The 21,281-nt window shown below is 30.4% G+C and carries 19 protein-coding genes; 3 read left to right on the top strand and 16 right to left on the bottom strand.

The genetic code is table 11. The features are described 5' to 3' along the window. Positions 1–137: 137 nt before the first annotated feature. Complete coding sequence (locus Q6H37_RS05925; RefSeq protein WP_318739975.1) at positions 138–1,040, bottom strand: D-alanine--D-alanine ligase; 903 nt, start codon at positions 1,038–1,040, stop codon at positions 138–140. A 222-nt stretch (positions 1,041–1,262) separates the two neighbouring features. Here Q6H37_RS05925 and Q6H37_RS05920 point away from each other — a divergent pair, with 222 nt between their 5' ends. Continuing rightward, positions 1,263–1,385, top strand: coding sequence for a hypothetical protein (locus Q6H37_RS05920; RefSeq protein ID WP_278246428.1), 123 nt, complete (start codon positions 1,263–1,265; stop codon positions 1,383–1,385). A 33-nt stretch (positions 1,386–1,418) separates the two neighbouring features. On the opposite strand, the gene Q6H37_RS05915 is transcribed toward Q6H37_RS05920, so the two are convergent. Next, positions 1,419–2,057 carry an amino acid ABC transporter permease gene (locus tag Q6H37_RS05915; protein ID WP_318739970.1) on the bottom strand — a complete coding sequence of 213 codons (639 nt, stop codon included), beginning with the start codon at positions 2,055–2,057 and terminating at the stop codon, positions 1,419–1,421. 17 nt (positions 2,058–2,074) lie between these two features. After that, positions 2,075–2,881, bottom strand: coding sequence for an amino acid ABC transporter substrate-binding protein (locus Q6H37_RS05910; RefSeq protein WP_048030142.1), 807 nt, complete (start codon positions 2,879–2,881; stop codon positions 2,075–2,077). Positions 2,882–3,197: 316 nt separating this feature from the next. Here Q6H37_RS05910 and Q6H37_RS05905 point away from each other — a divergent pair, with 316 nt between their 5' ends. Then, a complete protein-coding gene (locus Q6H37_RS05905; RefSeq protein ID WP_318739966.1) occupies positions 3,198–4,271 on the top strand; it encodes an acyltransferase family protein in 1,074 nt (357 codons plus the stop codon). A 929-nt stretch (positions 4,272–5,200) separates the two neighbouring features. Here the strand turns inward: Q6H37_RS05905 and Q6H37_RS05900 are convergent. Genes Q6H37_RS05900 through Q6H37_RS05875 form a run of 6 tightly spaced genes read right to left on the bottom strand, consistent with a single transcriptional unit; the run spans position 5,201 to position 11,706 of the window. Further along, entirely contained in the window at positions 5,201–6,361 is a 1,161-nt protein-coding gene (locus Q6H37_RS05900) for an amidohydrolase (RefSeq protein WP_318739964.1), read from the bottom strand. 31 nt (positions 6,362–6,392) lie between these two features. Beyond that, positions 6,393–7,760, bottom strand: coding sequence for an N-acyl-D-amino-acid deacylase family protein (locus Q6H37_RS05895; RefSeq protein WP_318739962.1), 1,368 nt, complete (start codon positions 7,758–7,760; stop codon positions 6,393–6,395). Between the two features lie 20 nt (positions 7,761–7,780). After that, a complete protein-coding gene (locus Q6H37_RS05890) occupies positions 7,781–8,872 on the bottom strand; it encodes a spermidine/putrescine ABC transporter substrate-binding protein (protein WP_318739960.1) in 1,092 nt (363 codons plus the stop codon). A 25-nt stretch (positions 8,873–8,897) separates the two neighbouring features. Continuing rightward, positions 8,898–9,692 carry an ABC transporter permease gene (locus Q6H37_RS05885; protein ID WP_318739958.1) on the bottom strand — a complete coding sequence of 265 codons (795 nt, stop codon included), beginning with the start codon at positions 9,690–9,692 and terminating at the stop codon, positions 8,898–8,900. Next, complete coding sequence (locus Q6H37_RS05880) at positions 9,692–10,594, bottom strand: ABC transporter permease (RefSeq protein ID WP_318739956.1); 903 nt, start codon at positions 10,592–10,594, stop codon at positions 9,692–9,694. Before Q6H37_RS05880 ends, Q6H37_RS05885 begins: the two co-directional genes overlap by 1 nt. Then, positions 10,591–11,706: an ABC transporter ATP-binding protein gene (locus tag Q6H37_RS05875; protein WP_318739954.1), complete on the bottom strand. Its 1,116-nt coding sequence runs from the start codon at positions 11,704–11,706 to the stop codon at positions 10,591–10,593. Before Q6H37_RS05875 ends, Q6H37_RS05880 begins: the two co-directional genes overlap by 4 nt. Positions 11,707–12,044: 338 nt before the next feature. On the opposite strand from Q6H37_RS05875, the gene metA reads away from it, so the two are divergent. Beyond that, positions 12,045–12,962 carry a homoserine O-acetyltransferase MetA gene (gene metA, locus Q6H37_RS05870; RefSeq protein ID WP_318739953.1) on the top strand — a complete coding sequence of 306 codons (918 nt, stop codon included), beginning with the start codon at positions 12,045–12,047 and terminating at the stop codon, positions 12,960–12,962. A gap of 59 nt (positions 12,963–13,021) precedes the next feature. On the opposite strand, the gene Q6H37_RS05865 is transcribed toward metA, so the two are convergent. From Q6H37_RS05865 to Q6H37_RS05835, 7 genes are all read right to left on the bottom strand, one after another. After that, positions 13,022–13,165, bottom strand: coding sequence for a hypothetical protein (locus tag Q6H37_RS05865; RefSeq protein WP_318739951.1), 144 nt, complete (start codon positions 13,163–13,165; stop codon positions 13,022–13,024). 152 nt (positions 13,166–13,317) lie between these two features. Further along, positions 13,318–14,655 carry an MFS transporter gene (locus Q6H37_RS05860; RefSeq protein ID WP_318739949.1) on the bottom strand — a complete coding sequence of 446 codons (1,338 nt, stop codon included), beginning with the start codon at positions 14,653–14,655 and terminating at the stop codon, positions 13,318–13,320. 204 nt (positions 14,656–14,859) lie between these two features. After that, the gene (locus Q6H37_RS05855; protein ID WP_318739947.1) at positions 14,860–15,060 is read right to left on the bottom strand and encodes a hypothetical protein; all 201 of its coding nucleotides are present in this window, start codon (positions 15,058–15,060) and stop codon (positions 14,860–14,862) included. A 423-nt stretch (positions 15,061–15,483) separates the two neighbouring features. Next, positions 15,484–17,529 (bottom strand): KUP/HAK/KT family potassium transporter, encoded by a 2,046-nt coding sequence (locus Q6H37_RS05850; protein ID WP_318739945.1) that lies wholly within the window; start codon positions 17,527–17,529, stop codon positions 15,484–15,486. Between the two features lie 405 nt (positions 17,530–17,934). Beyond that, entirely contained in the window at positions 17,935–18,861 is a 927-nt protein-coding gene (locus Q6H37_RS05845; RefSeq protein ID WP_318739943.1) for a DUF4179 domain-containing protein, read from the bottom strand. Positions 18,862–18,985: 124 nt separating this feature from the next. Next, positions 18,986–19,939: an oligopeptide/dipeptide ABC transporter ATP-binding protein gene (locus Q6H37_RS05840; protein WP_318739941.1), complete on the bottom strand. Its 954-nt coding sequence runs from the start codon at positions 19,937–19,939 to the stop codon at positions 18,986–18,988. Between the two features lies 1 nt (position 19,940). Next, a complete protein-coding gene (locus tag Q6H37_RS05835) occupies positions 19,941–20,963 on the bottom strand; it encodes an ABC transporter ATP-binding protein (protein WP_318739939.1) in 1,023 nt (340 codons plus the stop codon). Positions 20,964–21,281: the final 318 nt, after the last annotated feature.

The following is a 21,281-nucleotide window of genomic DNA, read 5'->3' as shown; positions in this document are numbered from 1 at the left end:
ATATAACATATAACATAATATTAAATTAAATATATATTTTTAAACACTTAACTAAACTTTTTAAAATAAAAAAGACATGACTTTTAGTCAATGTCTTTTTATTTAAAATTCATAGTATATGCATATTACAAAGATAATTATCTTACTTCAACCAATGAATACTCAGTTATTTTGTCTAACAAATCTGTATATGACATATTTACAGCCTTTGCACTTTTAGGGAATAAGCTATTTTTAGTCATTCCTGGCAATGTGTTTAACTCAAGTACATATGGTACTCCTTCTTTTATTATCATATCTACTCTTACATAAACACTACATTTTAAAACTTTCCAACATTTTAGTGCCATTTCTTCTATTTTGTTTTGAATTCCTTCTTCAAGTTTTACTATAATTTCGTCTGAACCACCATCTGCATATTTTGCTGTATAATCAAAGAATTCTGCATTAGGCTTTATAGCTATTAATGGAAGAACTTCTCCATTCATCATACAGCAAGTTACTTCATCACCTTTAATATATTTTTCTATCATGACTTCAGTGTCATAATCTAATGCTAATCTTACTGCACTTTCTATATCCTGCTTTTTCTTAATTATATTTGTAGCTACACTTGAACCTCCACAATTAGGTTTTACTACTACAGGATATTCCATTTTTTCTATAAAATCATAATCTATTTCTTCCACAGATTTTACAGATAACCAATCTGCTGTATTTATTCCTGCTGATCTTAATAATTTTTTAGTTATGTCTTTGTCCATGCATATACCACTTGTTAATGGACCGCATCCGGAATAAGGGATATCCATAGTTTCAAGTACTGCCTGTATTATTCCATCTTCTCCAAACTTACCATGCAGTGCTATAAATGCAAAATCTATATCTTTTGCCTTTGCAATAATATCATCTTTTTTATCTATTACTATTGGAACAACATCATATTTTTCTTTATTAAAATATTTTACTATCTCTTTTCCTGAATTTAAGGAAACTTCTCTTTCAGAAGATATTCCACCCATTATAACTCCTATTTTCATTTCAATTCCTCCATGTACTTTATTTTTCTTCTTACTTATATTTTATACACAAGCTAAAATAAATAAAGTACCACCCTTCAGCTATTTTAACTATGATGTGGTATTTATGTGTGAAATTAAATATAATATTGGTTGTGTTTCTGGAAATATATGGTATAATAGTTAACATATTCTTATTTTAGTCCCATTAAATTTCTTTACTATTAGGAGGAAGATTATATTATGAAAAAAGTAGAAAATTTCGAAATAACTAGCGATGTAATTGAAGAATGCTTAAAAGAGTGTTTAGACAATTGTAATTTAAAAAAAGAAAAGAGAAAAAAAACTTCAATTAGTAATAAATAACTGAAGTCTTTTTCCAATAACAAAAGATTAAAATTAATATACAGAATATTTTTTTTCAATATTTCTAAATACCGTTACAAGTATTGAGGTAATAAATAAATATATTACTGCAGCTATCATAAAAGGGGTAATGGTGAAATCTCGTGTTACAATTTCCTTTGCAGCTCTGAGCAAATCACCAATACCAATAGCTGCAACTAATGCTGTATCTTTTATAAGATTTATACTTTCATTACAAACTGCAGGAATAACATTTCTCACAGCTTGAGGTATTATTATTTTTATCATAGTTTGTCCATAACTCATTCCAAGAGCCTTAGCTGCTTCAAATTGACCCTTATCAATGGATTCTATTCCAGCTCTAAATATTTCTGCTAAATATGCTGCATAATTTACAGTGAATGCTATACTTGCTGCTGTTAATGGTTCTAATCTTATACCCATTACAGGAAGTCCAAAGTATGTGAAAAAAAGTTGAAGTAATAAAGGAGTTCCCCTGAAAGCCCATGTATATAAACTTAATACTATTCTCAAAGGTTTTACACTTGATATTTTTCCTACTGCAACTAAAACCCCTAGAGGTATTGAAAAAACTACGACTATTAAAAATAATTCTACAGATATTAAACTCCCTTTTAAAATAAATCCTGTAACATCCATAAGATTAGTCATTTAAACCACTTCCCTCTTTATTTTGCAATTATATTTTTGCCAAACCATTTTTGTGATATTTTATCTGCTGTTCCATCTGCTTTCATAGCATCTAAAGTCTTGTCAAGTTCATTCTTAAAAGTTACATCTGATTTTCTTATACCAACACCATAATCTTCTTTACCGAAATCTTCATCAGCAACTTTATATTGTCCAGGTTTTTTTGATATGTAATACCTTCCTACTACTTCATCTACAACTACAGCATCTATACGTCCTGTTTTTAAATCCATCAATGCTTCTGTGTTATTAGAATATTTTTTTATTTCTTTTATAGATTTTGCAGTTGCACTGTCTGCATTTAATGCTGTTTCACTACTGCTTCCTAATTGAAGACCTACTTTCTTTCCTGCTAAGTCTTTTTTAGTTTTTATATTGGAATCATTGTTTGTAACTATGATTTGTTTGTTTTGAAGATATACCTTAGAAAATGCTATTTGCTGTTTTCTCTTATCTGTAATTGTAAGTCCGTTCCATATAACATCTATATCTTTATTATTCAAACTAAGTAAAACACCATCCCATTGAACTGGTTTTAATTCAACTTTTACGCCCATTCTCTTTGCTGCTTCCTGTGCCATATCTATGTCAAATCCAATAATCTGACCTTTATCATCTTTAAATCCCATTGGTGGAAAACTGTCATCTAAACCTAATACAAATTTTCCCTTTTGCTGTATTTCCTTCCACGAGTTATCAGTAGCTTGTTCCTTTTTTCCACAACCAGAAATTAATAAGCCTAATGTAAATATTGCAATTACTAAAAATACAAGTTTCTTTTTCATTTTTATATCCTCCTAACAAAATACTTTCAATTATATTAATGATTATACTTTATCATGCTAAATTTGTAAAGTGACAAAATATAAAAAAATTGTTTTTTCTTTAACTAAAAAGTAATAATTTATATTTAATTTTAAAATATCTATTTAATATAAATTAATAATCGTGTAGAATTAAGAAGGTAATAATCAAAGCTTTATTAATCAATTACACTTTAATTATATGTTGTATAAATTGTTTATTTTTCTACTGCAATAACTACATTAATATTTTAGGCATTCAACAAAGTCCTAAACGGAGGTGTTTTAAATAATTCACATGTTTATATTATTATTGATTATTTTACTTACTATTATGTCATTTAGAAAGATTTTTGAAAGAACATTTTCATATAAACTAGATAAAAATTGTACTGAACAATTAAAGTGTATTGCCATACTTTTAGTTATTTTCGGACATCTTTCTGCTGACAAAATAATTCAAGCTCCATTTTTATCTCACGCTGGATCTCAAGGAGTAACTTTATTTTTATTTCTTTCTGGATATGGACTTACTAAATCATACTTAAAAAAAGGAATAAACAAAAAAATACTATTTAATAGATTTTCAAAAATTTTACTTCCTTATTCCATGATAACAGCTCTATGGATAATTATTGATACATTTATATATCATAAAGCTTATTCAAAGAGTACTATGATTTTGTCAATTATAGGTTTTGATTTCAATAGAAGCATTGATGCTTCCATGTGGTATATTTCATTTATATTATTATGGTATATATTCTTTAACATCATATTTAAACTTCCAACAAAAAATATACTTAAGTTGATATTACTTTTATTTGTAGCTTATTTATTTAAGTATCATCCTGTATACAGATATACTCATGAAGTATCTTATCAATGGGGATTAAATGCATTTACCTTTCCAATAGGTGTAATGGCAGGTTTGTACCTGGATACCATTAATAAAAAATTAGGATCAAAGCGCATTAATTTAGCATATGGTTTTGCATTTTTAATATGCCTATTTACATTTATAATTTCTCTAAGAAATATCAGCTTAGGCACCCACATTTTTGCAATATCAAACTGTGCCTTTGCATTTACAACAATTATAATAATATTATTTATAAATACTATGGGATATTTTTCAAAAGTATTGAATTTTATAGGATGCATATCCTATGAACTTTATTTATTAGAAGCTGCACTTATGTGGAAATACTTAATTATACGCCACCTTCAAGCATATAATGTGTGGTTGTTCCTTATAGTGTATTTCCCTGTAGTTATTACTTTAAGCTATTTATTAAATAAACTCATGGCAATGATTATGAAACCTCGTACTTCTAGTGAGCAGAAAACAAGTATTAATATGTTACATTAGATCACTTAATGAGCATAATGCGATACAAGGATGCAGTAGAAGTTTGGATTTTAACTTTTACTTCATGATATATGATAAGGGTGTCTCATGGCTAAATGTTTTAATTATTCTAAAGCTCAAAAATTAATGCCGAATATACTATTGCACTAATATATTTAGTTTAAAAAACAATTTCTTACACATGGTGACATGAAAATGTAGTTAAATTTCAAGGTAGATATATTGTTAAACTAAATAATAAGTATTATGTGTACAGGTAATGCACTAAGAAGTAACTTTCAGCTGTATGCAGACTGATATATGCTGCGAAGGAAGATTCGAACGAATTTTAGAAGTTCTTTGCTTGAGATATTGAAAAATTTCGTAATTTTTGCCAGGACGGCAAAAGCTCCGAAATCGACAGGACATCGCATTTAAGGAGGTAGAAATTTTTCAATATCTCAAGTATTAGAACTTCTTAATGAAGTGAGTTTTCCTTCACAGCATATATCAACCGGAATACATTTGAAAGTTACTTCGCTTACATACGCTTATGTCACATTATTTTTAAACCGTGTAGTAAAACTTTACATGAGTGCATAACAAAAAGGCGTTTAACTAATTTTTACATCATTTAAACACCTAATCACAATACCATTATCAAAATTTTCAAAACAAATAAACTATGTAAATTTTTTATTCTTCTACGCTTTCATCATCACTCATTTTTTCCTGTAGAATTACTTTAATATCCTGGAGTTCTCTTAAAATCTTTTCAACTATTTCCATTTGCTTTTCATCCATGAAGAATACCCCCTCAAATTTTTATTATATTATTAATTATATACAGGCTTTTAACTTTTTTCTATAGGACTTTGAAGGGTGTATTTCTATATAATTACTTATTATTACTGTTTTTTACATAACGATTTATTATTTACTTTTCTGGTCTAACTGTTCAAAAAGTCTGCAGTAAACTGAACATATAAGGCAGTTCCCCTACTTAATGCACTTTCGTCTATTATAAACTTATCATTATGATTTGCATACATGCCAAGCTTTTTGTTTCCACCACCTAAAAATACAAATACTCCTGGAACCTTATCCATATAGTAGGTAAAATCTTCTGAGATAGTTAGTTTATCCATAGGTATTAAACTACCCTCTCCATAAAGTTTCTTGGCAGACTTTAGCGCTGTATTTGTTAATTTTGAATCATTTATAAGAGGAGCTGGACAGTATTCATATTCCAGTATTCCTTTAGCCCCATAGGTTTGAGCTGTATTTTCAACTACTTCTCTCATTTTCTTTTCTAGAACTTTTCTCACTTCCTGTGAAAACGCTCTTGTAGTTCCTTCCATAACTACTTCATTTGCAATTATATTAAATCTATCTCCACCTTTTATAGTTCCAACAGTAATAACCACTGGTTCAATTGGATTTATATTTCTGCTTACTATACTCTGTAAATTCATAACCACTGCTGATGCAGCAACAATAGAATCTACCCCCAAATGAGGTGTGGAACCATGACTTGCAGTTCCTCTTATTCTTATTTTGAAGGTATCTGCTGAAGCCATTCTAGCACCAGGCTCTATATTGAATTTTCCATACTCCAAATTGCCCCATATATGCATACCAAATATTGCATCTACACCTTCAAGTACATTATCTTCTTCCATTATCACCTTCGCACCAACACAAGTTTCCTCTGCGGGCTGGAATATAAATTTTACTGTACCACTAAATTGATCCTTTATTTCAGATAGTATTTTAGCTGCACTTAAAAGCATTGCTGTATGACAATCATGACCACAAGCATGCATATACTCATTATTTGATTTAAAAGGTAATTCTGTATTTTCCTTTATAGATAGTGCATCTATATCTGCTCTAAGAGCTAATGTTTTTCCTTTTTTTGCTCCTTTAAGAATGCCTATAATACCTGTTCTTTTAAGCCTTTTAGTTTCTATTCCAAATGATTTTAGTTCTCTTTCTATAAGCTCTGTCGTTCTAAATTCTTTCCATGATGGTTCAGGATTTTGATGAATATCTCTTCTGATGTCTATGGTATATTTTTCACTTTGTTTTGCTAAATTTTTAATATCCATAATTCAATTCTTCCTTATTCTTTTATCTATTCTATTTATCTATTATTGGCTTTCCTGGTAAAACTTCATCTATTATATCACCATCTTCTACAACAATTGTTCCATTTACAATTACATAATGAATTCCTTCTGGTTTAGCATCAGGTTTTCCTTTACCTAGAAAATCAGATTTATCACTTATTGTTTCTATATCAAATATTACTATATCAGCATCTAATCCTTCTTTCAATCTTCCTTTACTGGTAAGTCCAAGAACCTTTGCTGGTAATAGAGTACATTTTTCTATAGCCTTAATAAGAGAAATACTCTTTTGTTCTCTTACCATTTTTCTAAAAAATCTTGGAAATGTTCCTGCATTTTGTGGATGTCCTTCTGATCTATTTCCAGAAGGGCTAGGCCCTATGTCTGAAGATAGCATAACATAATCCTTTAAGAGTACTTCATAAATTTCATCTTCAACACCTGTAAAACAAACTATAGTTTCATTTTTATAGTTATCCCTAAGCTCTTTATAGAGCTTTTCTGTTAATCTCTCTCCTTTATATTTACCTGTAGAAACTAACATATCATTAAATTTCCAATTAAACTTTTTAATATGATCCTCATCAAAAACACTGGTACCTATAGATGTAGCAAAATCTGTATACATACCGCTGTCTACCCATACATTTAATCCATTTTTTCTAGCATCATCTACAATTTCAAGTGCTTCTGTCATTATACCTGTTCCATACTGATATACAAAATGTGATATTTGAACTGCTGCACCTGTAATTTCAGCAATTTTTACAGCTTCCTTTAAAGAATCAAGATCATCTGGGCCATCCAATCTAGTGTGTATTGCTACTAATTTTTTATATTTAGCAGCAATACTACTAAGTGCAATAACTTCTTCAAAAGATGCTCCTGGAGCATACTCCAAACCAAAGGATAATCCAATAGCACCTTCTTCAAAAAGTTTTCTTTCTATATTTTCCATGCACTTTATCTGAAAATCCGTTGCAGCTATATAAGGATTTGTTAAGCCTACATTGTTTCTCAAATTAAAGTGCCCTATAAATTGAGCTTGGTTTATTGGAAAACCTTTTTTATCCTGTTCAACAAAGAACTTTTTTAAATCCTCAGGAGAAAAGCCACAATTTCCTCCTATAGTTGTAGTTACTCCTTGAAATACAGACAATTCTCCACATTCTCTATGACCATCTATGTGACCATGAATATCTATGAATCCTGGACAAACAATATATCCTTGTGCATCAATTTCTCTTTTTCCACATATATTTTCTTTGGTGATTATGGCTATTTTACATTCATTAATACCTACATTTCCATGAATCATAGTATTACTTTCTGGATCTATCAGCGTTCCATTTTTAATTAACAAGTCATAAATATCCATATTCTCACCTTCCTAAAATTTTATTGTTGTTTAAATTCAGACCAGATTAAATCATAAGTTTTAGCTGCATCACCTAAGTCTTTAAAATGTTCCCCTTTTTTGAAATTTTCATCTGGAATAAATACAGCTCTATTATTTAAATATTCCTTTGACATAAACTGTTTAGCTGCAAGGTTAGTATTAATATATTCATTAGCTGTAGTAGCTGCGTTACTTATTTCTCCATCTAGCATGAAGTTTATAAATTGTTCTGCATTTTTCTTATGTGGTGCTTTTACTGGTATTACAAAATTATCTTCTTCTATATTCATTCCTTCTTCAGGATATACTATTTTTAATTTAGGATTTGCTCTTACAGCTGCTGATGCTTGTGAACCATACATAAATCCTATACTAGTATCGCCACTTATAAGACTATTATGTGGCGTATCTGCATCAAAAACTTTTACATTAGGTCTTAATTTCTTTAATTCTGCTTTTGCTTGATCTAGCTTAGTCTTATCAGTTTCATTCATTGAGTATCCTAACTTTTTAAGAGTCATACCTATTACTATTCTTGAATCATCCACAAGTACCATAGAACCTTTAAGTTCTGGATTCCATAAATCTTTATAACCTTTAATTTCAGTTTTTATTTTATCTGGATTGTAAACAATCATTTGAGTACCTAATGTATAAGGTATGGAATATTTATTTCCTTTATCGTAATCCTGATTTAAATATTTAGTATCTACATTTTTGTAGTTAGCTATGTTTGCTTTATCTATAGGCTGCATTAATACATCTTTTTGTTTTCCCATAACTTCAACTATATAGTCGCTGCAAATAACTACATCATATTGTGATCCTTTAACAGCTTGAAGCTTAGCAAGCATTTCCTCATTAGTTGAGAAATTAGTATAATTTACTTTAATTCCTGTTTTCTTTTCAAATTTTTTTACAACATCATCTGGCACATAATTTGCCCAAGTAAATATATTCACTACCTTTTCTTCACTTGATTTTTGTGTGTTACTAGATGTGCTAGTTGATTTTGAGCATCCTGAAAATGCAAATGTTGATAGTACTGCTACAAGCAGTAAACTTAAAATTTTTGATAATTTCTTGTACATAAAACCAGTCCCCCTCTAAATATAATTAGTTTAAATTTTTATCCTGTCTTTTAAATCTTATACCTTGTGAAACAATAATGAGGATAAATATAAAAATTAACATTATTGTACATAGTGCATTAATTTCTGGAGACAATCCAAACTTTAACATTGAAAAAATCTTAATTGGCAAGGTAGTACTTTCTGAACCTGATACAAAGAAGTTTATAATTACATCATCAAAGGATAATGCAAATGCCAGCATGGCACCTGAAAGTATACCTGGTAATATAAGCGGTAAAATTATGCTGGTAAATACTTTAAACCTGTTTGCACCTAAATCCATTGCAGCATCCTCAATAGAACTATCAAATCCTGCAAATCTTGCTCTTACTACAATAAGTACAAATGGAATGCAAAAGGTAGCATGCGATAGAACTAAAGTAGTTATTCCAAAAGGTACATTAAGCTGTGCAAAATATATTAATAGTGATATTCCCATAATAATTTCAGGTATTACTATGACTATATTAAGAAGCATATCAACTATACTTTTCCCTTTAAACTTATATTTATATAAGCCTATAGCACCTAAAGTTCCTATTACTGAAGAAATTATTGTACTGGAAACTGCAATTATAAGACTGTTTTTAAAAGCAATCATTACATTTGTATCATCAAATAATTTTTCATACCAATCAAGGGTAAATCCAGCCCATATTGCATTACTTTTTGATGCATTAAAGGAATAAACTATTACTACAAATATTGGCACATATAAAAATAAAAATATTAAAGCAGTATATAAAACTGAAATCCAATTAAAAACTTTTTTATTCATTAGAAAACCTCCACATCTACTTTTTTACCGGTAAGTTTCCTACAAATACCTATAAGAATTAATGCAACAATAATAAGGACAATTGAAAGTGCTGCACCAAAAGGCCAATCTCTTGAAACTAAAAATTGATTCCTTATAAGGTTTCCAATTAACATAATATTGCTGCCGCCCATTAAATCAGGTATGAAGAACAACCCCAGAGATGGTATAAATACCAATATACATCCTGCAATAATTCCCGGCATAGTAAGTTGCAAAGTAACAGTAGTAAATGTTTTTAAACTATTTGCTCCTAAATCCTTTGCTGCCTCCACAAGAGATTTATCCACTTTTTCAATAGAATTATAAAGTGGAAGCACCATAAATGGAAACAGGGTATAAACCATTCCTATTAAAACTGCTCCATAAGTATAAAGTAATTTTAAAGGTTCTTTAATCAATCCTAAATTTAAAAGTATATGATTAATGAGTCCTTCCGTACTAAGTAGTGCCATCCAAGCATACGTCCTTATAAGTGAATTTGTCCAAAATGGAATTATTATCATCATAAGTGCAAATATACGAAGCTTCTTTGGTGCTTTTGAAAGGAAATAAGCAAAAGGATATCCAAACAAAAAGGTTAAAAAAGTAGTTATAGCAGCTATCCCCAAAGAATCAAAAAAAACTTTAAAATATAGAGGCTTTATCATTCTTTTATAATTTTCAAAGGAAAAAACAAAATTTATTCCACCTTCTGCACCTCTTTGCATAAAACTTATAACTACAACATAAGTTAACGGTATGGCCACAAGTAATATCATCCATAAGGATATTGGAAAAATCAAAGTAAACTTATAAAAATCTATTTTTTTACTTTTTACTGTTTTAGCTTTATCTAAATCTTTATAATTCAAGGCGCTCATAGTGTCACTGCCTCCCCTTGAATTGCTTCTTCTATATTTTCACCTTCATGTCCTATGAATACTAAATCTTTTTGATCCCAATATAAGAATACTTCTTTTCCAACTTCAGGAACACTTAAGCTTTTTTCATAGTCGCTTACTATTATCTCCTTATCATTTGGTAATACTACTATAAATTTAAGAGCAGCTCCCATGTAACTATGTTCTTTTACAATTCCTTTTATGTTAAAATTATTTACTGGATTTGTTGAGTATTTCATTTTTTCTGGTCGTAAAGAAATAATCTCTTTATCTCCCATTTTCAAATTTCTATTCTCAACAATTAGATTTGACTCTCCTATATTTAGTACTGCTTTATTCCCACAGACTTTTTCTACCACAGCATCAAATATATTTGATTCTCCTATGAAATCTGCAACAAACCTAGTTTTAGGTCTTTCATAAATTTCTTCTGGGATACCTACTTGCTCTATAACTCCATTATTCATAACAACAATACGATCTGACATATTAAGTGCTTCCTCTTGATCATGAGTTACATATATAAAGGTTATACCTAGCTTCTTTTGCAGCCTTTTTAATTCAACTTGCATTTGTTTTCTCAGCTTTAAGTCTAATGCTCCTAAGGGTTCATCTAAAAGAAGCACTTTAGGATTGTTAATTAATGCTCTTGCAATGGCAACTCTTTGCTTTTGTCCTCCACTTAAATGCTTGGGCATTTTCTTTTCATACCCTTCAAGCTGCACTAAATTCAACATTTCTTTAACTTTTATAGATATTTCTGATTTATTCACCTTTTTAATTTTTAATCCATATGCAATATTCTCATATACATTCATATGAGGAAAAAGTGCATAGTTTTGAAATACTGTATTTATATTAAGTTCATAAGGCTGTTTATTTTCAACATGTTCTCCTTCTAAAAGTATATTTCCCTCTGTAGGATTTTCAAATCCGCCAATCATTCTTAAAGTAGTAGTTTTTCCACATCCACTAGGACCTAATATGGTTAAAAATTCCCCCTCGTCAATATCCAAAGACAAATCCTTTACTACCTTTTGTTCATCAAACTTCTTTGCTACATTTACTAATTTAAGAATCGTTTTTGACATATTTACATGCCCCCTTTTACATTAAATGATTCTTTTACCAAATAAAACTTATATAAAAAACTCCTACCTCCTTTCAGAGGCAGAAGTTTACTCCTACTTCTTTTTATCATTGCAATTCAGAGTATTTTTGTCTGATATGTTTTAATTATAATTACTATGGTTTCATATGTCAATACCTTTTATGGTTATATTTTCATACTACCCAGACACAATTTTATATAATGTTTCACAGGTAAAATACAACCTTAGAGTACAATTTTATAAAATATTGTGTTATAATAAATCTCAATACGCAGAAAATTAGAAAAATTAGAATGAAAATTTAAGAGGTGATAACTGTGCCAATAAAATTAAATGATGATTTGCCAGCATTTGAAATTTTAGATAATGAAAATATATTTGTAATGCCTGAACATAGGGCTTTTCACCAGGATATTAGGCCTTTAAAAATTGCTATTTTAAATCTTATGCCTACTAAAATTACCACTGAAGTTCAATTATTAAGACTTATTGGTAATACATCATTACAAATAGAAATAGAATTATTACATCCTAAAACACATGTTTCTAAAAATATTTCAGAAGAATATCTTACAACCTTTTACAAGACCTTTGATGAAGTTAACCATCAAAAATTTGATGGTTTAATTATTACAGGTGCTCCTGTAGAAGAAATGGATTTTGAAGAAGTTAACTATTGGGACGAACTTAAAGAAATAATGGATTGGAGTGTTCACAATGTATATTCAACTTTGCATATATGTTGGGGAGCTCAAGCAGGTTTGTATTACCATTATAAAATACCTAAGTATCAACTTGAAAAAAAGATGTTTGGAGTATTTTCTCATAAAATTATTGGTAAAAAGGTTGAAATATTAAGAGGTTTTGACGATGAGTTTTTTGTACCTCATTCCAGACATACAGAAGTTAGAAGGGAAGATATAGAAAAAGTTCCTGATTTAAATATATTAGCTGAATCAGAAGAATCCGGTGTGTATATGGTTACAGCAAAAAAAGGAAGACAGATTTTTGTAACTGGACACTCTGAATATGATCCTTTAACATTAAAGTCTGAATATGATAGAGACGTTAATAAAGGTCTTGATATAGAAGTTCCTAGAAACTACTTTCCACAAGATGATCCTACAAAGGACCCCATAGTAAAATGGAGAGGACATGCTAACCTATTATATTCAAATTGGTTGAACTATTATGTTTACCAAGAAACACCTTACAATTTAAATGAATTAGAATAAAACTTATATACAAAAAGAGGGTACCAACTGAAAGTTAGTACCCTTAAATTGGTTAATATTCATTTAAAGTACCCGCATCTCTTTTTTATACGTAATGACCTATCTGCAATATAACCATCTAAATCCTTCTTTCCTTTTTTCTTAGCTTCTTGATATCGAAGTGCAAGTAATTTGAACTGTTCTAGACTTAAACGAACTTCCAATATTATCACCTCAAGGATATTATAACATTTTTATGCTATCCTAGGTTATGATTATGTAAATTATTTATATTAATAATTCTTTTTTTTAAATTTTTTTAATTATAATTTTTTTTAGAAACTTATATTACGGTTCAAATTAAATGTTTATTCAATTAATTTTTTTCATTAATTTCATGAAGACTTCTACCTTTAGTTTCAACTGCTGCAAAAGCAATAAGCACTGCTACTACTGCAAATACTATGGTAATCATAGTAAATACATAAACAAATCCAGCTTGTTTTCCTTTACTTTGATATACTAATCCCACTATGTAAGGAGCAGCAATAGCACCAATACGTCCAACTGCAGCTGCTGAGCCTACTCCTCTGCCTCTAACCCGCGTAGGATAAACTTCTGGTGTATAAGCATATACTGCACCCCAGGCTCCAAGGCTGAAAAAGTAAAGCAAACAACCATAAACAATTACATTATTAACAGATGCTGCCTGGCTAAATAGGTATGCTGAAACAGCAGTTCCTGAAAGATAGGCTACTAAAACTGCCTTACGACCAATACTTTCTATTAAATAAGCCGCACTATAATAACCAGGTAATTGAGCAATACTCATAATTAATGTAAATTGAAATCCCTTTACTAAACTAAATCCTTTACCCATAAGGAGTGTAGGAGTCCATAGAACAAAACCATAATAACCAAAGTTAATACCAAGCCATAAAGTCCACAGTACAAAAGTACGTCTAATATAATCTTTAGACCACAGTTCTGAAAGTGTGATATTCTTCTTCCTTTTTACCTTGTTACTTACAGTAGATCTATTACTGTTTATTCCTGCTTGCTGTTCCATTTTGCTTACAATTTCATTGGCCTCCTCAAAGTATCCTTTTTGTTCCAAATACCTTGGAGATTCTGGAATACCTTTTCTAAGATAAGCTGCATATAGTGCTGGCACTCCTCCTAAAAAGAAACCAATACGCCATCCATAAACAGGAATTAGTAAGTAAGCAATTAAAGAAGCCACAATCCATCCCCAAGCCCAAAAGCTTTCAAGTAAAACAACCATACGCCCCCTTGATTTAGCAGGTGAAAATTCACTAACTAAAGTAGAGGCTGCTGGTAATTCTCCACCTAGTCCCAATCCAGTTAAAAATCTTAATAATAGTAATATGCCAAAATTAGCTGCAAATCCTGATACTGCACTTGCTAATCCATACAACACAAGAGTAAATGTAACTACAGTCCTCCTCCCCCACCTGTCAGCGGCCATACCTGCAACAGCTGCTCCAATAGCCATGCCAACTGCTGAAGCACTCCCCAGCATACCTAAATCAGCAGGAGTAAGCTTCCACTCTCTTCCTATAGCAGCCATAACCCCTGCCACCATTCCCTGATCCATAGCATCAAACAGCCAACCTATACCTGTTAAAAAAAGCACTTTCCAAAGCATTGGCGTAACCGGCAATCTCTCTATTCTTTGTGAAATAGTAACCATTAATTTATCCCACCTTCTGTGTTAATATATACCTTTTTAAATTTTTCCCAAGGTACAACTTTTTTATGCTTTTTACTAAATTACCTTTTAATACATGCTTTTTATAAATAATTTTTAACAAAGTTATCTTTTTCTTTGCAAAATAAAAAGGAGCTACAATGCTCCTAATCAACTTTAGACTTTATTATTATTTATATAATTAATTTACCTACTAAAAACCACAAATCCATTTTCAGGCAACTTATTTATAAAGGGTGCAATTTTACTTATCTTCTCTATTCCATAACTTTTCAATAACTTATTCTGTTCTTTTTCGCTTTCTGGAACTTTACCTAAATTCTTTAGTTGATTGTTTTTTACAGTAAACAAGTTACCGCCGCTCTGAAATAAGAATTTCTCTTTCATAAAATAACATCTCCTTCCATATATATAACTATTCTACATATAGTAATAAAACTCCTTCTAGGATTCGTTAATTTTTTAACTATTTTATTTTCAACTTGCTGGACAAATTGATTAATATCATAATGTTTTTTATATTAGCATTTACATATAAAACGCAAAGGTTTCACTATTATCATAACCAGATGTTTTAAATATATTATTATCTATTTAGTTAAAGTAAAAAAGTAGCCCACCGACGCAATTGGTAATGGCTACTTTTTTATAATCTTAGCTTTATCAGTTGCCTAAGCAACTAAAATTGTACACTCCAGGGTGCTACCAACGCCCTGTTTTTATTAAGTTTTTTATTACCTTTATTATATCAAATAAATTAAAAAACGGAAAAATTTATTCCTATATAGGTTATAATTTGTGATTGAAATCCTAAGCATTCTTTTTCTCTCTAATATCATGGTATGTGACTTTATTGTCCATTCGTGTTAACATATGTGTTTCTTTACTTTTCATGAACAAAGGAACAGATTCTTCAATGGTACTTGCGTTTTCTAGTCCAAACCAACGAACTGGTGATCCTGTGTAATTATTAATATTGTATTTTAATCTCATAAAGGCACGGTCAATTCCTGAAATGTCACTGTCAGGAGCTAAAGTTTTTCGGATAAGAACAAACATAAAATCACCTACATTTTTTTCATCATACAAAGAGTAGACTTGAGATTGTGGCTTTATTTCGCCACTTTTCATCAGATCATGAATAATCTGTCTCATATAAACATTGATTCGTTGGTCCACTTTAAATCCTAATTTTAGTTGAACTTTGAAGCAGAAATCTGTGCCAAAATTTTGAATCCTATATTCTCTTGTGTAAGGTTTATCTGCAACTTCTATATGAATGAACCAATAAATTTGTGCTCGCTTTGGACGTTTGTCTAAAATGGAATACAACACATCTCTTTCAAGATGATTCATATTTCCGTTGCTTGTTAAATACACGAGATTGCAGGCAGTATAAGGAATAGTAATATCCTCTCTTAGTTGCCTTAATTGATTCACAAAACGCTTTGCTGGGAAAAGTTTAGATTGCTTTTGCTCAATTTGGTATCCTTTATGCCAGGTAAGCATTACAGTAAATAAAGCTAGAGCTAGTAGAACCGCTACATACCCACCATGCATAAATTTTGTTGCACTGGACAATAAAAAAGAAGTTTCTAATGCACCAAAAAATACAAGAAAAGGAACAGAAAAAATATTTGGTACATTTTTGCTGCGTAAATATTGGAACAGTAAAAATGTGGTCATGAGCATTGTTGCTGTAATTGCTAATCCATAAGCAGCTTCCATTCTTCCTGAGGATTTAAAGAACAATACTACGCCAATGCATGAAATCCAAAGGAGATTATTGACCTTAGGAATATATATCTGCCCTTTTATTTTAGAGGGATATTGAATTTGCAAATGGGGCATCAAACCTAAATGGATTGCTTCTGAAACAAGAGTAAAGGAACCAGTTATGAGTGCTTGTGAAGCAATAATCGCAGCCAATGTACTTAAAATTACTGCAAAAAGTTGTAGAGAATTTGGCATCATGGAGAAAAATGGATTTAATTCAGTTACAGGATAATTTTGTGGATGTAATCGTGCTTGCATCAACCAAGCTCCTTGTCCCAAATAATTAAGAATTAAACAGATTTTAACATAAGGCCAACTACCATAAATGTTTAGCTTACCAACATGACCCATATCAGAATATAAAGCTTCTGCTCCTGTAGTTGCCAAAAAAACACTACCTAATATCATAAAGCCAGCTTTATTATAGGAACTAAAAAGCAATTGGATACCTCTAAGAGGATTTAGAGCTAAAAGTACATGTGGATTGAATCTAATGGATAATATGCCAATAACTCCAAGGAATGCAAACCAAAGGGCCATTATAGGTCCAAATGCTTTTCCAATCAAACTAGTTCCTGAACGTTGTACAAGAAATAAAGAACTAATAATAACGATAGTTATTAATATAATTGTTCCTTGTCCTTCTCCTATAAAATCTGAAAGCAATGGAATACCGCGCAAGCCTTCAATTGCTGAAGTAACTGTAACAGCAGGAGTAAGAACACCATCTGCTAATAATGCTGCACCTCCAATGATTGCAGGAATTACAAGCCATTTTGCACGTTTCATTACCAATGAATATAAAGAAAATATGCCACCCTCTCCATGGTTATCTGCCTGCATTGCAACCATAACATATTTGACAGTTGTTAATAGGGTCACTGTCCAAATAATTAAAGAAAGTGCACCAATAATAAAATTATCATCTAATGTGGCAAGTCCACCATTTCCAGAGACAATTGCTTTCATTACGTATAGTGGTGATGTACCAATATCACCATACACAATACCCAGTGCTATCAAAACATATTCAAAGCGTAAAGGGATCTGTTTCTGTTTATCTTTTATAAAGTTTTTCATAATCTCCTCCAATATAAATCAATTTATCAATACTTACTACTTACACAACTTTTTCAACTATATAAGTTACTATGATTTTTCAATTTTTTTGTTGCATAATTGTTTAAAATACTTTTTAAGAAGATTTAATATTGGTTAAGTACATATTGTTTTCATTCGTATCTCTCCTATTTTACATTTTATTATACTTTATCTTACAAATTTCAACTGTATACATGAAAATTATAGTATACTTGTAACATTACTACAACAAGAATTTAGTAAATTTTTTTCATTCGTCCACCCATAATTTGTAAAATCAGAATATAGACTAGGTAAGGGACCATAACCTTCTGATTAGAATAAAACTGATTTAATCAAAGTCCAAAAACAGAAAATCCCCATATAATAACAAAATACTTAAATCTATTTTAATGTAAGCTTTGACTCTTCTTCACTATAATTTCCATTACAGTCTAATACACCAAGCCCCATCTTAATTATCACCTTATCTTTCGATATATCATCAAATTCTGCAACATATCCAGCACCAGTGTCCCCTATGTTTTGAACTCCAATACCTGTGCTAGTATACAAATTTAAAAGCATATTAAATACCTGCTTTTTATCATCACCTTTAATATATACATGAATCTTTCCACCTTTTCTCTCCACGTTATAAATTTCAGCTTTTTTTCCATTCTTAAAGGTAATTTCTTTTGTATAAACTATGCCTTGTTCCTCTTTTTGGGGAAGTTTAGCAAATTCTTTTTCTAATTTATCACAATACGCTGCATTTTCTTCTTTTGTCATATTTTTAAAGACATCATCTTTTATTTCTTTTTTAGTATGCTTTATAACTGAAATGTTATTGCAATTTATATTCTCTACGAAGGTACAAAAATTGTCATCCTTTCCACTTCCTCCTCCAAATATAGGATAAATCTTGTTATCTATCTTGAGGTAAAAACCGTCCATCCATTTATTACTGCTAATAATAGCACCAAAGGGATTGGCTTCAATATGATTGATATCTATTCCTATATTCTTAGACATAGTTACCTGTTTTTCAATATCTTCCTTAAAGTTTTTTGAAAAGTCTCCCTTTATATCCCATACTAATGGTTTATTAAAAGCATCACTAGTAGCTTCTATTTTAAAGTTTAACTTACTTGGATACTCCTTACCTGTTTCAGGAAAATTAAGAACCTTAAGTTCTGTATTTTCATCAATACTTCTTGAACCCCCAAAGGAACCAGTTTTTAAAACTTTATCATTAATTTTATATCCAAAGAATACTAAAGGTTTCTTTGATTTTGACCACTTATCACCATACTCTGTCTTTAAAGCCACCTTTATTACATTCTTTTCTTATAACTTCGAATGCTTGATGTGCACTTCTTTTAACTCTAAATCCGTGAAAAAAATCAACATTTAATAGAATAAATTGTTACTAAAAATCATAAACATCCTGTATTTAAATGAGATGACATGCCACAAAATGATCTTTTTCTACTTCTTTAAATTCCGGTGTTTTTTCTTTACATTCTGGTTTTGCAAATTTACATCTTGAAGCAAATCTACAGCCCGGTTTAGGATTTATTGGACTTGAAACTTCACCTTCAATCATTATTCTATTTCTCTGTTTTTTAATTTCAGGATCTGGAATTGGAATAGCTGAAAGTAATGCTTTAGTATAAGGATGAATTGGATTTTTATATAATTCATAGCTGGATGCTAATTCTACTATGTTCCCTAAATACATAACTCCAACTCTATCTGATATATGCTTAACCATTGAAAGATCATGGGCAATAAACAAATATGTTAAATCTAACTCTTTTTGAAGTTTAATTAAAATATTAACTACTTGAGATTGTATGGAAACATCCAGAGCAGATATAGGTTCATCACACACTATAAATTTAGGATTTATAATAAGTGACCTAGCGATACCTATTCTTTGTCTTTGTCCGCCTGAAAACTCATGAGGAAATCTAGATGCATGTTCTTTATTTAATCCAACTAAATCTAATACTTCATATATCTTTTCCATTCTCTCTTTTCCCTTATACATATTGTGTATATCTACACCTTCACCAACTATATCACCAACCATCATTCTTGGATTTAAAGATGCATAAGGGTCTTGAAATATCATTTGCGCTTTTTTTGTAAAATCTACTTTTTGTTTTCCCTTTAATGTATGAATATTAACCCCTTCAAATAAAACTTCACCACCTGTAGCAGAATAAAGTCCTAAAATAGTTCTTCCACAAGTTGTTTTTCCGCAGCCTGACTCTCCAACAAGACCTAAGGTTTCACCTTTTTTTATATTAAAGCTCACATCATCTACTGCTTTAAGAATAGAACCTTTTCCCACATTAAAATACTTCTTAAGATTTTTTATTTCTATTATATTTTCACTCATATCATTCTACCTCTCTGCTTGCAAGTATTGGGTTTCTCACTTCAGGAGCTTCAGGATCTTGCAGCCAACAAGCGGCTTCATGAGTTTCACTAATTTTTGTATACTCAGGCAATTGTTCTCTACATATAGCCATACAATATTTACATCTGGAAGCAAAAGCACATCCTGCAGGTGGTTTTAGTAAATCTGGAGGAGTTCCTTGTATAGAATACAATTTACCTTTATGATCAGTGTCGAGTCTCGGAACTGACTGTAAAAGTGCCCAGGTATATGGATGCTTTGCATTATAAAATATTTCATCTGTGGAGCCTCTTTCAATTATCTTTCCTGCATACATCACCTGTATTCTATTAGCTATATCTGCAACTACTCCTAGGTCATGGGTAATCATTAATACTGCTGTTCCATACTTAGCTTGAATCTCTTTTATAAGATCTATTATTTGAGCTTGTATTGTAACATCTAGTGCTGTAGTTGGCTCATCGGCAATTAAAATTTTAGGATTGCAAGCCAGTGCAATAGCTATCATGGCTCTTTGTCTCATACCACCTGAAAATTCATGTGGGTATTGGTTAATTCTTTTTTCAGCATTGGGTATATTAACCACCTTCAGCATTTTTTCAGCTTCTTTTAGTGCATCAGCTTTTTTTATTCCTCTATGTATAATCAAGCTTTCTGCAATTTGATTTCCAATTTTTGTTGTAGGATTTAAAGATGTCATAGGATCTTGAAAAATCATACTTATTTCTTCTCCTCTTAGTTTCCTTAAATCCTTTTTAGACATATCTAAAATACTCTTACCATCAAGTAATATTTCTGAACCTTCTTTTATTTCACCAGATGGAGTTTGTATTAATCTCATTAAAGATTTAGCTGTTACAGTTTTACCGCATCCTGATTCTCCGACTACAGCTAATGTTTCTCCTTTATTTAAATGAAAATCTATCCCTCTAACAGATTGAACTTCTCCTGCATAGGTATGATATGATACTCTCAAATTTTTAACTTCTAAAACTTTTTCCATATTTACCCCCAATATCCAATACATTGTTATTACTCAAAAAGTTGTCTCTAACATTATAGTTATATATATTATTACTTTCTCTAGCCTTTATTGCATTCAAATGGTTATAGATATACTGTTAAAAAATCTTATTATGAATTTTGCAAGTATATATTTATTTCTAAGCATACCTAAAAAGCTTAAGAATAATTAATTATTGCTACTCTTACACTTGATTTTTGAATTTCTATAGCCTTTTCTTCATTTTACATTTGCAAAATAATGTTAGCCATCAGCACTTGGAATAAATTTTAATTATTAGGTTGATGGCTATGGGAC

This window comes from Clostridium sp. JS66 (assembly GCF_033561535.1).
GTDB lineage: Bacteria > Bacillota > Clostridia > Clostridiales > Clostridiaceae > Clostridium_AM > Clostridium_AM carboxidivorans.
Note: the sequence above shows the minus strand (reverse complement) of the source record. Positions and strands in the feature narration are given on the sequence as shown.